Raw genomic sequence first — 14,260 nt, 5'->3', positions numbered from 1 at the left:
GAGAACTACTGCCCGGTATAAGGATCAGGCGTCCCGGGAGTCCCTACCGGCGGGGCTGGCGGATTCGTAGGACGTGGCGGAAGGACAGCCCGCGCTGCGTCGATACCCGGTGCGGGTGTGTGGCCTCCACGCAGCCCTGCCAGGATTTGCGTCTGGAACTCGCTGGCTGCGCCGGGGCTATTGGGCAGGAAGAGCGTGTTGGTGCCGCCACGGGTGCCGATGTCACGCAGCGTATCGAAGTACTGCGTGAGCAGAACGAGCGCCATGACGTCTTCGGAGGTAGCGCCCGGAACACCCTGCTGGAAGTGTTCGATGGAAGCCGAGAGGCCGTCGATGATGGCCTGACGTTCGGCGGCGATACCCTGACCCTGGAGCGCCTTCGACTGCGCTTCGGCCTCGGCCTGTTTTACCTTGAGGATCTTTTCAGCTTCGCCGCGGGCCTGTGCCGCGACCTGCGCGCGCTGGGCGGCGTTGATGTCGTTCATCGCGGCCTTCACCTTGACGTCGGGGATGATGTCGGTGACCAGCGCGGTGAGAATGTTGAAGCCGAAGCCGGACATGATGGCGTCGAGCTCGACCTTGACGGCGACGGAGATGCCGGACTGCTGCTCAAAGGTCTCGTCGAGCGTGAGCTTGGGCACGTGGCCGAGGATCGAGTTGAAGACGAAGCTCTCGATCTGCTTCTGCGGCATGCTGAGCTTGTAGAACGCGTCGTAGATCTTGTCGTCGAGCACGACGTACTGCACGCTGACGGGGATCTGTACGAAGACATTGTCGCGAGTCTTGGTCTCAACCGAGAACTGTGCCTGCTTGACCTGCAGGTCGACGAAGTAGACGCGCTCGCCGAACGGGATAAGGAAGTGCAGTCCCGGTCGCGTGATGCGATTGAATTTGCCGAAGCGTTCGACGACGCCGGCGGTCGCGGTACGGACGGTATAGAGGGTCTTGAGAAGAGTGACCAGCAAGAAGAACACAATGATGGCGAAGAAGATCACAACGAGCGGCATGAAAGAACCCTTTCGGTACGAGCCCAAGCATACTCCCTGGAGGAACCAGGAGAGTTAACACCCCGCTCAAGGACTACTTGAAGTGTTACTGAAAGGTAACAGGAGGTTTATTCGAGAGTGACCGGAGCGGGGCGCGATTTTCAGCTCGATCTTATGAAACTGGTGTGCGGAGGAGCCAGGGGGAGCCGATGCGGCTACGCGATCCTTTAATGTGATCTATACCTGCGCGCCCTGGATGAAAGGCAAAGTGTCATCCAGGGCACTTGAATGAAACAGATCATTTGGAACTGGTTAGACCTTACGAGCTGGCTCCTATCGACCTGGCCCTTACATTTTCTTCAATCGCTCGATAAGCTTAGGCACCGATGGATCAGCCCAATTGCCGCTACCTTGCAACTCAGCACGGATGATCCCATCGCCCGAGATGAGATACGTCGCTGGCCAGGCACCCCCATCCAGTCCCTTGGGGCGCGGGTCGTTCTCCAAAATATACATGGGCAGTGTGTATTGCCTGGTTTCCCGAAATGTCTTAACTTTCTGCGGGGCGTCCAACCCGGAAACGATCAGGAAGGCCACTTTGGGGTCGGCGTGATAACGATCGTACAGCGCTTGTAACGTCGGCATCTCCAGCACGCACCCCGGGCACCATGTGCCCCAGAAATTCAGCACTACTACTTTGTTCCGAAACTCTGATAGGCGGTGCGTCTTGCCGTCCATATCACGAAATATGAACCGTGGAGCCTGGATTGCCTCACTTTTTAATATTGGTGCGTGCAGCGTTTCGCTCGTGGGCGCATGTTGTGCTCGGGACAAGCCGGCAGGTGAACCGACTAGAAACAAGGCAAACGCAGATACTGCAATCGAACGAAAACTCGTCATAAGAACTCCTATAGAAAACCCTATTTGAACCGCATCTCGGCAAGTGATAAGTGGGGAATTGTAAAGTCTTTGGCCCTATCTACGCGCCGTTCAGTCAGCCGCGTCGATTGCGTTTAGACTGTCACAAACGCAGGAAGGGTAGCGTTCAGGCGGTGCGGCCGCGGAGTTCTATTTCGAGAAGGCACTGGATGAGTGTGACTGCCGCCGGGGTGACGCCGGACATGCGGCTGGCCTGGCCGAGCGTGGAGGGACGAACCCGGCTGAGCTTTTCGACCATCTCGCGGGAGAGGCCGGAGCAGGCCCGGTAGTCGAACCAGTCGGGGATGGCGCGCGCCTCGTCCTTGCGCAGGCGCTCCATCGAACGCTGCTGCTGTGCAAGGTAGCCGGCGAACTTGATGCCGGTCTCAACCGTCTTCATCTCATTGCGAACCCAGGCAGGAAGCGTCTGCGGGTAGTTAGCCGCGGTGAGTGCGGAGAGCCAGGGAGCAAACTCGGAGACCGTGCCCATGCGCGTGACCAGCAGGGGGAGGAGCTGCTCGATGGTGATGGCCGGACGCTTCAGGAGCTGCGAGAAGAGGTCGCCACGGGTGTAGGTCTGTGCCGTGGAGGGCTCTGAGGAGCTAAGAGCTACGAGGGTTTGAGCTTCGAGGGCTTGCAGGTCGCCGTCGGTCAGACGGGTGGTCTCGAGCAGGCGTGTGAAGGCCGCGGCGCGAGCCTGCTTGGCTTCGAAGTTGCCCCAGGCCGTGTCGTCGATGAGGCCGAGCTGGCGGCCGTGCGGGGTCAGGCGTGAGTCGGCGTTGTCGATGCGCAGGTGCAGGCGGAACTCGGCGCGCGAGGTGAACATGCGGTAGGGTTCGTCGGTGCCCTTGGAGATCAGGTCGTCGATCAGGATGCCGGTGTAAGCCTCGGTGCGGTCGAGGGTGAAGGTCTCCGCAGTGCCCTTGGCGTGCAGCGCCGCGTTGATGCCGGCCATCAGTCCCTGGCAGGCAGCCTCTTCGTAGCCGGAGGTCCCGTTGATCTGTCCGGCGAGGTAGAGGCCCTCGAACTTCTTGACGCGCAGCGTGCGGTCGAGCTCGGTCGGGTCGATGGCGTCGTACTCGATGGCGTAGCCGGGACGAAGCATCTCGGCGTTTTCGAGACCGGGGATGCTGTGCACCATGGCGGCCTGCACCTCCATCGGGAGCGAGGTGCTCATGCCGTTGATGTAGACCTCGTGCGTGTTCAGGCCCTCGGGTTCGAGGAAGAACTGGTGTGAGGTCTTATCGGGGAAGCGAACGATCTTGTCTTCGATCGACGGGCAGTAGCGCGGGCCGATGCCTTCGATCTGCCCGGTAAACATCGGCGAGCGGTGCACGTTGTCGCGGATGAGCTGCAGCGTCTCAGGCGTAGTCGTCGCGATGTGGCAGGAGATCTGGCGCAGGGGGGGAGTCCACGTAGGTTCGCCATCCGTAGGAGCGCTGCGGAAGCTGAAGGGCGTGGGGTCAGTGTCGCCGGGCTGCTCTTCGAACTTGCCCCAGTCGATGGTGCGGCCATCGAGGCGCGGAGGCGTGCCGGTCTTCAGGCGAGTCTCGCGCAGGCCCAGCTTCTTGAGCGACTCGCCGAGGAGCACGCTGGCGGGCTCGCCGGAGCGTCCTGCGGTGTACTGTTGTTCACCGCAGTGGATGAGGCCGTTGAGAAAGGTGCCGGTGGTAACAATGACCGAGCGCGCAGCAATGGTGCGGCCGTCACGAAGCTTGACCCCAGTAATCCGGGGCCTTCCCTCCGGGGCTAAAGCCCCTACGACAGGAATGGCCTGAACGGACGGGCTGAAGCCCGTCCCCTTCAAGGCTGACTCGCTGACTTGCTGACTCGCTGACTTGCTGACTTGCTGGTCCGCAGACTCGCTGACGATCACCAGATCGACCACTTCCGCCTGCTTAATAAACAGGTTCGGAATGCTTTCGAGCTTCTCGCGCATCTTCACGCGGTAGAGGGCCTTGTCGCACTGGGCGCGGGGGCTCCAGACGGCGGGGCCGCGTGAGGTGTTGAGCAGACGGAACTGGATGCCGCAGGCATCGGCGACCTCGCCCATGATGCCGCCGAGAGCGTCGACCTCGCGCACCAGGTGGCCCTTGGCAACACCGCCGATAGCGGGGTTGCAGGACATCTGCGCGATCAGGTCGAGGTTCAGGGTAAAGAGTGCCGTGCGCAGGCCCATGCGGGCAGCAGCAACCGCGGCTTCACAGCCGGCATGGCCTGCGCCCACGACGAGAACGTCGAATTGTTCCGAGAAACTCACAGCACTTCTATTTTACGGGACTTATGCCGTCTCTCCGGTACCGAGGCTTTAAACGCCCAGGGCCCAGGGTTCAGGGTTCAGGGTTCAGCAAGCATTCTGGCCCCTGAGCCCTGGCCCCTGAGCCCTCTGCGTTTAAAGCCTTGGCTTCGGTAGCATGGAGGCATGGTCGAACTGAATGTAGTCGAGGCACGTGTGCTGGGCGCGTTGATGGAAAAAGAGATCACCACGCCGGAGTACTATCCGCTCTCTTTGAACGCGCTGGTGAACGCCTGCAACCAGAAGAGCAGTCGCGATCCGGTCATGGAACTCGGGGAGGCAGACGTGCGCACGGCCCTGTTCGATCTTGAGGGCCTGGGGCTGGTCAGAACTCTGGCGGATACGCGCGTTTCAAAGTTTGAGAACCGCACGCGCGATGGCCTGAACCTGCGTCGCGACGAGTTTGCCGTGATCTGCCTGCTGTTGTTGCGCGGGCCGCAGACCTCGGCGGAGCTGCGCGCCCGGGCGGAGCGGCTGTACTCGTTCGACGACAACGCGGCAGTGATTGCAACACTGGAGCGGCTGGCCACACGCGAGGAGCCACTCACGGTCAGCCTGCAACGGCAGCCCGGCGCACGCGAAGTACGGTGGGCGCACCTGTTGTCGGGAGCGGTTAGTGAGGCTACGGCGTTCATACCGCGCGAAAGCGAGGCTCCCCATGCAGATCTTTCGCAGCGCGTGGAAGAGCTGGAGAAGCTGGTGCGCTCGCTGGAGGAGCGGCTAACGGCCCTTGAAGGTTCCGGCACGGTTGGCCAGGAATAATCTTTTCTTTGTCATGACCTGTTGTGCTGAAGACCGTCTATTGGCTATCGGCTTATTCTGAAGAACGCGCATTTCGTGGTGTCTGCTACGTCTGGGCTGTGGAGTTCTATTTTTCCTAGGAGAGCAATCGTGATGTCAATGGACTTAAAGAAGGGCCTGGCAGCGGCGATGGCCGTGTGCTTTGCGATAGGCGGGTCTGCAATCTCGCAGACAAACAGCAAGCTCAAGCTGCCGGAGATCAAATACGAGACCTACACTCTGCCCAATGGGCTAAAGGTCATCACGCATGAAGATCACCGGCTGCCGCTGGTCGCGGTAGACCTTTGGTACCACGTGGGGCCGTTGAATGAGCGTCCCGGCCGCACGGGGTTTGCCCACCTCTTCGAACACATGATGTTCGAGGGCTCCGAGCACGTCGGTGAGAAGGCCCATATCAAGTTTGTGCAGGGCGCGGGTGCGACGGACGTCAACGGAACCACCGATTTCGACCGCACCAACTACTTCGAGACGCTGCCGGCCAACCAGCTTGAACTCGGGCTATGGCTGGAGAGCGATCGCATGGGCTTCCTCATGGAGGGCCTGAACCGCGATCTGCTGCGCAACCAGCGCGACGTCGTCCGCAACGAACGTCGCCAGGGTGAGGGCCGTCCCTACGCCGCTGCCGACGAAGCTGTCGCGCACCTGCTCTATCCCAAGGGACATCCTTACTACGGAGACGTGATCGGCTCGCATGCGGACATCGAAGCCGCCCGCATCGCCGACATCCGCGACTTCCACCAGCAGTTCTATACGCCGAACAACGCTTCGATCGCCATCGCCGGCGACTTCGATCCCGCCAAGCTCAAGGAGCTGCTGACGAAGTACTTCGGCCCGATTCCGGCGGGTCCAAAGGTCGATCCCGTCACCGTGGTGACGCCGCCGATCACCTCGCAGCGTCGCGAGACCGTTACCGATACGGTCAAGCTGCCGCAGCTCACGATCGCCTGGCTCACCCCTGCGGCCTATACGCCTGGCTCCTATGACGTCGAGGCGGCCATCTTCGCGCTCGGTGGCGCCAAGGCCAGCCGTCTCGATGAGGCGCTGGTTTACAAGACGCAGGTTGCGCAGAGCGTCACCTGCTACAGCCGCCCCAACAAACTCAACGGTACCGCGGAGTGCTCCGTCACGGCCAGGCCCGGTGTAAAGCTGGAAGACCTTGAAGCCACCGTCTGGGCAGAGATCGCCAAGCTTCAGACTGAAGGTCCCACAGCAGCCGAGGTGGAGGCCGCGAAGGCCGGCAGCCTCACGCAGAAGATCAACGGTCTGCAGCGTTTGGGCGGTTTCGGAGGCATTGCCGACACCCTGGACGAGTACAACCAGTACACCGGCGATCCCGGCTATCTGCCGAAGGATATCGCCGCGGCTGAGGCGGTCTCCGTTGCCAGCACCAAGGGGGCTGCAGCCCGGTATCTTACGAAGGACACCGCTGTCGTGGTCTACTGCGTCCCCGGCAAAAAGGTGCTCGACGATGTGCCGCGCAGCCCCGAAGACACCGATGCGAATGTAAAGATCACCAATCCCTACAAGCCCGAATTCGAGACGGCGCAGGAGTGGCGTAAGACGGTGCCCAAGGCTGGTCCTCCGGTCACCGTGCATCTGCCCGTGCCGCAAACCTTTACCCTTGCTAACGGCCTGAAGGTCTACGTGGTCGAGGAAAGATCGCTTCCTGTGCTCTCGGCCACCCTGGTCGCGCGTGCCGGCAGTGAAAATAATCCGTCCGGCAAGGAAGGCCTGGCCTCGCTGACCTCCCAGACCATGGGCGAGGCGACAACCACGCGTGACCTCAAGCAGCTCGCGGATGCGCAGGAGCGTATCGGTACGCGCATCGGTGTCGGCTCCTCGATGGACGGCTCCACTGCTTCGATGACGGTGCTCACCAATCACACCCGCGAAGGCTTCGATCTCCTGTCGGATGTGGTCGAGCATCCTGCCTTCAAGGTCGAGGATCTGGATCGGCTGCGCAAGCAGCGTCTGATCGGCATCCAGCAGGAGACGGACTCCGTCTCGGCTATGGCGCAGCGCGTCGGCCCCAAGCTGGTCTACGGAGACCAGCCCTATGGCCACTCCCAGACCGGCACGAACGAGAGTGTCACCGGACTTACGCGTGATGACGTAACCGGCTTCTACGCGGACCACTACGGCCCGGCCGACTCCGCGCTGGTCCTGGTGGGAGACGTTACGCCTGCCGAGGCCAGGAAGCTCGCCGAGCAGTACTTCGGCAAGTGGACGGGCAAGGCGACAGCGGCCATTACGCTGCCGTCCGCGCCTACCCTGACGCCTACGCATGTCGTCATCGTGGATAAGCCGGGTGCTCCGCAGTCGGCGCTCATCGCCTATGGTCTCGGTGTACCGGGCAACTCGCCGGATCTCCAGCCCCTGCAGGTGATGAACTACGTGCTCGGTGGCAGCTTCGCCAGCCGTATCAACATGAACCTGCGCGAGGTCCATGGCTATACCTATGGGGCCAGCTCCAATTACTCGTTGTATCGCGGCGGCGGCCCCTTCCAGGCTGGCGGTCTGGTTCGTACCGACGTTACGGGCCCGGCAGCCAAGGAGCTGATGACCGAGATCAGGCGTTTCCCCTCCACACCACCGACGGAAGCTGAACTGAACGAAGCCAAGACGGCCCGCATCCAGTCCCTGCCCGGGCAGTTTGAAACCACCGGATCCATCGCCTCGTCCATGGGTTCGATCTTCCTCTATGACCGTCCTCTCGACTACTACGCCACGCTGCCCGAGAAGTATCGCGCGGTAACGGCGGCGGAGGTGGAGCGGGTTGCGAAGGAGGACGTGCATCCGGACGAACTCATCATCGTGGCTGCGGGTGATCGTGCCAAGATCGAACCGCAGTTGAAGGATGCAGGCCTCGGACCGGTCGAGGTGCGGGATATCAATGGAAAGCTGGTGACGGACGCGAAGTAGCGGCCGTTGCGGCAAACAGAGAGGCGCGCCCCCCGGGGCGCGCCTCTCTGTTTGAATGCACCATGTTTTGAAGAGGATGTTATGTGTCCGAGATCTTGTTTTTCGTCGTCATCCTGAGCCGTAGGCTCAGGATGACGACGAAAAACGTAATGCGCTAAGCAAACACGGCCAGCGTCTTTTCCAAACTCGCAGGATCTTCGACGTTCGTCGTCGCGAGCGCACGGTCGATCTGACGGTTGAGGCCGCTGAGCACCTTGCCCGGGCCGACTTCGATGTAGTTCGTCGCGCCGCTCTGTTGGAGCAACTGGATGCACTCCACCCAACGCACGGCTCCAGTCACCTGCCGGATGAGCGCGTCGCGAACTTCGGAACCGCGAGTCATCAGGCGGGCATCCACATTCGCCGCGATAGGAAAGACAGGATCGTTGAAGGCGATGGATTCCAGACGGCTGGTGAGTTCGTCCTGCGCGGGCTGCATGAGCGCGGAGTGGAAGGGTCCGCTGACCGAAAGCATCACGGTACGCTTGGCTCCGGCTTCTTTGCAGAGCTCGGCGGCGCGTTCGACAGCCGCCGTGGTGCCGGAGATCACGATCTGATCGGGTGAGTTGATATTGGCGGGGGCGACGACGGCGCTGACGCGTGAGGCCGCTTCGACCGGGGTGCTGGCCGGGTTATTGGGATCGGCAAGGGCGTCCACCGCAGCAGCGGCCTGGGTGCTGGGATTGCCGGGGTCCTGGGGCGGAGCTTGCGTCAGGTCGTCGGCGACGCGCGCGCAGATGTCGTTGATCTGCTCCACGGGCAGGCCGAGGATGGCGGCCATGGCTCCCTGGCCCGCAGGCACGGCGGACTGCATGTACTGTCCGCGCAGTCGCACGGTGCGCACTGCGTCGTCGAAGCCGAAGGTGCCTGCGGCCACATGCGCGGAGTACTCCCCGAGGGAGTGGCCTGCGGCGAATGCGATAGACAGGCCGCGAGATTTCAACTCCGGCTCCAGCACGCGCAGGGCTGCGATCGAGACGGTCAGGATCCCGGGCTGGGTGTGCTCGGTGCGCTTGAGCTCGTCCTCCGGGCCTTCGAAGATGACCTTCGAGAGCGCAAAGCCGAGGGCGTCATCGGCCTCTTCGAAGACCGCGCGAGCTGCGGGGAAGGTGTCGTACAGTGCACGGCCCATGCCGACGGTCTGTGAGCCTTGTCCGGGGAAGAGAAGTGCGATCTTGCGTTCGGTCTGCGATGCGGGAGTTTCGACAGTCATGTTCTTAGTGTAGCGATTCGGCGTTACTGAATCACGCCGCTGACGAACTGCTGTTCAGCCTCGGCAGAGGTCAGGCGGTAGAGCGCGAACTGCCGTGTCGATTGCGCCCGCAGCTCGAAGAGCAGGCTGGCGCGATGTCCGGCGTCGGGATCGACGGCGTCGACCAGCCGCATCCAGGGCGTTCGATCCAGATGCCCGGCATCGGTGACGGAGCTGAGGGCGATCTGCAGATCGCCCGAGGGCAGACGTTGCGCGACCAGCGTGAGATAGACCGGTCCACCCGTAGCGAGGGTCGCCTCTGCCGTATAGACGAACGTGGGCAGGCCATCGTAGCTCAGCGTGTAGGGCGTGAGCTGCTCGCTGGAGAGCGCAATCGGCGGGGGCGGTTGCGGTGTGGATGGCTTCGCCACGCTGCGACGAGGATTTTTCTTTGGCGATAGTTTAGGCGCTGCCGCAGGTACGGCAGGGGGAGCAGGCAGGCTGAGGTGATTGGTTTCAATGTAGGCTGCAAGGCGCGGTTGGGCCAGCGCCTCGAACTGAAGGGTGGTTTCGGCGCGCTCTGTGGGAGCGGTCCATTCGCGGGTGAAGAGATGAGGCTCGCGGTTCGCCGCATCGGAGACGGCAGCGACCTGGTGCAGATTGGGCGGCAGGTTGTTGAGTTCAGCCGGTGGGGTGATCCCTGCCGGTTTCCCGCGGCGCATCGTCGGGCGGTTGGGGTCGTCGTTCAGCGAGGTGTTCATGCCGGTAACGCTTGAACCGCTGTCTGCCTTGCGACGCTGGGCGTCCTGCTTGGGGTCGCGATGACGCAGGGTGGGGCGGTCGGGATCGTCGGCGGGGACATTGCCTGTTGAGGTTGTAGCGGGAGTGTCGGAGGTGCTGTCCGTTCGGCGCTTCATGTGTGGTCTGTCGGGATCGTCCTCCGCCGGCTTTGACGTATCCGAACCTGTGCTGGCGGGCGTACTGCCCGAGGAAGATCTAGTGACAAAGTGCGGCCGGTCGGGGTCTGAGCTGCTGACAACCGGTACAGGATGCGCAGAGGCATGCAGGGCAGGGGCCTTGGGCTCGGCAGGTGTCGGCACAAAGCTGCCATATCCGAACCAGGCGCTTACCGGGTTGTCGTCCGTAGCAGAGCGCCGTGTGACGACGTCGCGCGCGTAGTCGAGTCCAACGGTGCCTTCGGAGCGGCCTGCCTCTTCGACCGAATACACGGTGCCTGTCTGCAGCGCGAAGGGCAGAGGCCGCGTGAGATACACTCCTGCATCTTCGAGATGGCCGTCAATGAACAGAGATACCGGGACAAGCCGGGCAGCCGTGGGCTTGGCTAGATCGCCCGTCCACTCGTAGACTGCAACGGCCCGCGTTACGCGTTCCGGGGCCGCCACGCGATGCGTCTGCGCATACAGCGGCACGGCGAGGAGCACCGCCAGCAGAGACGGGCCGCGAAGATAAGGTCGCCTGGGCATGTTCTCATCGGACGCCGGGAAACGGCGTTTCGTAGATCGTAGCCCATTGTCCTGCCGGGATGATAGATTTTGCCGAAGGCTGTAGACAGACGGTTAATCACCCTGTAACGGAAGGGGCTGAAGCTTTCCGCATGTTCACTAAATTTGCAGCCCTTTTGCTTCTTGGAGTCATTCCTGTGCCCGCTCAGACCATCCTGGTTCATGCCCATCGCGGAGGACGCGCGGCGCGGCCGGAGAACTCGATCCCGTCGTTTGAGTACGGCATCCAGCAGGGAGCCGATGTCCTCGAGCTGGACCTGGCCGTGACCAAGGACAACGTCCTGGTCGTCTCGCACTCGCCTTATCTGACGCAGGTGCACTCGGACGATCCGCGCATGGCGGAGGCCCTGGCGAACGAACGGCAGTGCATCGGACCCGCAGTACCTCCGGGAACCTTGATTCACTCGCTCACGCTGGCCGAGTTGAAGAAGTACGACTGCGGATCGAAGACGCTGCCGGCGTTCCCGCATCAGGTAGCGGTTCCGCATACGACCATCCCTACCTTTGAAGAGGTGCTGAATCTCGCTTCGCAGGGGAACTTCCAGTACAACGTCGAGACGAAGATCTTCCCGAACCGCCCGGAGATCACCCCCTCTCCAGAGGTGTTCGTGCAGATGATCGACGAGGCTGTGAAACGGCATCATCTGGAGTCGCGCGTGATCCTGCAGAGCTTCGACTTCCGGACGCTGGTAGCGATGCGAAAGCTGGACCCGAAGATCCGTCTGTCGGCGCTCTTCGGGCAGTCGAAGTATGACGTGATGATGGGCATCACGGACTCGGACAAGAGCTTCGCGCATATCGCCAGGATCACCGGAGCGGAGATCCTGAGCCCGGACCAGAGCCTGGTAACGCCCGAGGAAGTTGCGACAGCCCACAAGCTAGGCGTACAGGTCGCTCCCTATACGGTGAATACGGAAGAGGGCTGGAAGAAGATGGCCGACGCGCATGTGGATGCCATCATCACGGACGATCCGGCGGGTCTTCTGCGGTGGTTGCGCGCGCAGAACCCGCCGTTGCACCCGTAGCTAGCTGTCTCGTTAGCGTTCCCACAGAGACGTCATCCTGAGCGTAGCGCCTCGCGCTTTTTGCGAGGCGCGAAGTCGAAGGACCCCGAGGGACTCGATCTTGCCCTTGCTGCTAGACCCTTTCCAGCACGAACGTCCAGGCTCGAGCGCTTGAGATCTAAAAGGTGTGAAGGGTATGGGCAAGATTGCAACCTTCGGGGCCCTTCGACTGCGCGTCCCCAAAGGCAGGGACGCTTCGCTCAGGATGACATTTCTGTGGTGGTTCAGATACCAAAGATAAAGGGCTGAAGACCCGATCTATCAGTGGTATTACCGATATGTCCGGCCTTCAGCCCTCTGTTAGCAAAAGCTTGGGTAGGGACATTAGGGCTTTTTCCTCGCTAATGACTCAGCGCTTCGACCACCATAAAAGAAACCCAAGATCGTTACGAGTTTCTGTTCGTCGGAGACAAGGAATGCTATCGACACGCGGCGTTCGAAACCAATCGTTCGTATTTCTGGCCGCGTGCTGATCCTTTGTTCACCACGGTGTGGTGCGAGCGATAATCCCTGGCAAAATACTAAGAGCCTATCGACGTACCTTGCCGCGATGCGCGGCGAAGCTTCCCTGGCAATGTAGCGCCGAAGCTCTCGAAGATCATCACGGCTTTCAGGTGCAAAGATGATTCGATACAAGAATCAACTTGCCTTACGGAATTCTTCAAAAACTTCGTCATCGGCGAGATCCGCACGCACCTCTTCAAGGGTCAATCCTCGGGAGGGATCTGCAGTCATGCTTTCGCATCGCGCGACTATCTCAGTACGAAGCCAATGCTCAAGTTCCTTGTCATGCTCTTCCAGATGAGAGAGCCCTTCAAGAACTACATCACTGGGATCTTTGTACTCGCCTGACGCAACTTTGGATTCGATCATACGCAGGGTCTCTTCAGGGAGCGTGATGTTCAACTGGCGCAACATAGCCATCGCGGAGGTCTCCTGAATTAATTATGCGCCTTCGTTAGCACGCATAGTTACTTCTGAATCGTCGTCTCGTCCTTGGTCAACTTCTTCGACACATCCGCAGGCGTAGGCAACTGCGAACGATCCCATCCACCGCCGAGAGCCTCGATCAACTGCACCGAGGACGTCATCACCTGCGTGTGCAGCGTGGCGAGGGTCTGCTGGTCCGATAGCAACGTGGTCTGCGCTGTCACGACATCGATGTAAGGATCAATACCCGTGGTGTAGCGTCCCATCTCCAGGTTGAGAGACTCCTGCGCTGACTTTTCAGCGTCCTGCTGCTGTTGAATCTGGCGGGACAGGATGCGTGTTGAAGATAGAGAGTCCTCCACCTGTTGGAACGCGGTAAGAACCGTCTGGCGGTAGCTGGCGACGTCCGCGTTGTAGGTGGCGATGAACTGGTTGACGGTGGCGCGGCGCAGGCCGCCATCGTAGATGGTCTCGGATACCGCTGGGCCAACCGACCAGAAGCGACTTGACCAGTCGAAGAGATGGCTCCAGGCGGAACTCTCAAGACCTCCCGAAGCGCTAAGCGTCAACGTGGGATAGTAAGCGGCATAGGCTATCCCGATCTGGGCGTTGGCCGAGGCCATATTCCGCTCTGCTGCGGCGATATCCGGCCTGCGTTCCAGCAACTGAGTCGGAACCCCGATAGGAATGGCGGGCGTAGCGGCGTCCAGGGCCTTTACAGGGATGGAGAAGCTGGACGGGTTCGTTCCGATCAGCACGGCGATGGCATGCTCGTACTGCGCGCGCAGTAGGCCGACGTTAGTCGCCGCCGCCTGGGCGTTCTGCAGCGTGTTCCTGGCCTCGACGACCGAGATCTTATCGCCAACCCCAGTGTCGTACTGCGACTGCGTCAGGTCCAGCGCCTTTTTATCGGCTTCTACAGTCTGGTCCAGAACGCCTTGCAAGGCGTCCTGACCGCGAATCTCAAAGAAGGTGATCGCCAGCGTGGCCTGCTCGGTAAGACGTTCGTTCTCCAGGTCGGCAGCACTTAGCTGGGCTGCATATTGCTGCTCGCTGATGGTGTTGCGTACCTTGCCCCACAGGTCCGGCGCCCAGGAGACATCGAAGGGAAGGGATGCGAGGGTTGAGGTGTGATTGACCCCAGCGCCTGCTGTTGTTGCCGTTGTCAGGTTCGCAGAAGTGCCGGAACGAGTGTAGGCCGGCGATGTGCCGACCGTGGGATAGAGCTGGGAGCGGGCCTGTGCGATCAGCGTTCGCGCTTCCATGAAGTTCTCGAAGAACTGCTTGATGTTCTGGTTGTCGATGTTCAGCTTGTCTTCAAGCGCATTGAGTTCGGGGTCGTTGTAGATCTCCCACCACTTGCCATGCAGCATGGCGTCCTGCGGCTGTGCGACCTTCCAGTCATCGGAGCCGGGAAACTGCGTTGGCGATTCTTTGTAGGTGGCCGGAGGGGCCTGTGCGATCGCAGGCGGCGCGTGATACTTGGGGCCGACCCTGCAGCCTGCCAGCAGCAGGACTGCGGCAGCAGAGGTAATAGCGGCATATTGACGGAAGGTAGTCATAGTTTCCTATCCATTAATTCTTCAGAT

Annotated in this window: 11 protein-coding genes; 3 read left to right on the top strand and 8 right to left on the bottom strand. The window is 61.2% G+C overall.

Annotation, left to right across the window (positions count from 1 at the left end; genetic code table 11):
* Positions 1-5: 5 nt before the first annotated feature.
* The 3 genes from HDF15_RS08245 to mnmG form a co-directional block, all read right to left on the bottom strand.
* A complete protein-coding gene (locus HDF15_RS08245) occupies positions 6-1,007 on the bottom strand; it encodes an SPFH domain-containing protein (protein ID WP_184254527.1) in 1,002 nt (333 codons plus the stop codon).
* Positions 1,008-1,334: 327 nt separating this feature from the next.
* Positions 1,335-1,886: a peroxiredoxin gene (locus tag HDF15_RS08240; protein WP_184254526.1), complete on the bottom strand. Its 552-nt coding sequence runs from the start codon at positions 1,884-1,886 to the stop codon at positions 1,335-1,337.
* 145 nt (positions 1,887-2,031) lie between these two features.
* The gene (mnmG, locus tag HDF15_RS08235; protein ID WP_184254525.1) at positions 2,032-4,164 is read right to left on the bottom strand and encodes a tRNA uridine-5-carboxymethylaminomethyl(34) synthesis enzyme MnmG; all 2,133 of its coding nucleotides are present in this window, start codon (positions 4,162-4,164) and stop codon (positions 2,032-2,034) included.
* A 162-nt stretch (positions 4,165-4,326) separates the two neighbouring features.
* Here mnmG and HDF15_RS08230 point away from each other — a divergent pair, with 162 nt between their 5' ends.
* Together HDF15_RS08230 and HDF15_RS08225 are read left to right on the top strand one after the other, a co-directional pair.
* Positions 4,327-4,962 (top strand): YceH family protein, encoded by a 636-nt coding sequence (locus HDF15_RS08230; protein WP_184254523.1) that lies wholly within the window; start codon positions 4,327-4,329, stop codon positions 4,960-4,962.
* A 132-nt stretch (positions 4,963-5,094) separates the two neighbouring features.
* Positions 5,095-7,923 (top strand): pitrilysin family protein, encoded by a 2,829-nt coding sequence (locus tag HDF15_RS08225; RefSeq protein ID WP_184254521.1) that lies wholly within the window; start codon positions 5,095-5,097, stop codon positions 7,921-7,923.
* Positions 7,924-8,077: 154 nt separating this feature from the next.
* On the opposite strand, the gene HDF15_RS08220 is transcribed toward HDF15_RS08225, so the two are convergent.
* Both HDF15_RS08220 and HDF15_RS08215 read right to left on the bottom strand, forming a co-directional pair.
* Positions 8,078-9,175: an ACP S-malonyltransferase gene (locus HDF15_RS08220; protein ID WP_184254519.1), complete on the bottom strand. Its 1,098-nt coding sequence runs from the start codon at positions 9,173-9,175 to the stop codon at positions 8,078-8,080.
* A gap of 23 nt (positions 9,176-9,198) precedes the next feature.
* Positions 9,199-10,638 carry a hypothetical protein gene (locus HDF15_RS08215; protein ID WP_184254517.1) on the bottom strand — a complete coding sequence of 480 codons (1,440 nt, stop codon included), beginning with the start codon at positions 10,636-10,638 and terminating at the stop codon, positions 9,199-9,201.
* A gap of 131 nt (positions 10,639-10,769) precedes the next feature.
* Between HDF15_RS08215 and HDF15_RS08210 the strand changes: the two genes are divergently transcribed.
* Complete coding sequence (locus HDF15_RS08210) at positions 10,770-11,702, top strand: glycerophosphodiester phosphodiesterase family protein (protein ID WP_184254516.1); 933 nt, start codon at positions 10,770-10,772, stop codon at positions 11,700-11,702.
* Between the two features lie 363 nt (positions 11,703-12,065).
* Here HDF15_RS08210 and HDF15_RS26425 read toward each other — a convergent pair whose 3' ends face one another.
* The 3 genes from HDF15_RS26425 to HDF15_RS08195 are packed head-to-tail and all read right to left on the bottom strand — an operon-like array spanning position 12,066 to position 14,233.
* Positions 12,066-12,377: a type II toxin-antitoxin system RelE/ParE family toxin gene (locus tag HDF15_RS26425; protein ID WP_184254514.1), complete on the bottom strand. Its 312-nt coding sequence runs from the start codon at positions 12,375-12,377 to the stop codon at positions 12,066-12,068.
* Positions 12,378-12,380: 3 nt separating this feature from the next.
* Positions 12,381-12,665, bottom strand: a complete 285-nt coding sequence (locus HDF15_RS08200) for a type II toxin-antitoxin system ParD family antitoxin (protein ID WP_184254511.1) — start codon at positions 12,663-12,665, stop codon at positions 12,381-12,383.
* A 47-nt stretch (positions 12,666-12,712) separates the two neighbouring features.
* On the bottom strand, positions 12,713-14,233 hold the full coding sequence (locus tag HDF15_RS08195) for an efflux transporter outer membrane subunit (protein ID WP_184254509.1): 1,521 nt from the start codon (positions 14,231-14,233) through the stop codon (positions 12,713-12,715).
* Between the last annotated feature and the right edge of the window lie 27 nt (positions 14,234-14,260).

This window comes from Granulicella mallensis (assembly GCF_014203225.1).
GTDB classification, from domain to species: Bacteria; Acidobacteriota; Terriglobia; order Terriglobales; family Acidobacteriaceae; genus Granulicella; species Granulicella mallensis_A.
The sequence above is the reverse complement of the archived record's forward strand: the minus strand, read 5'-3'. Positions and strand labels throughout refer to the sequence as shown.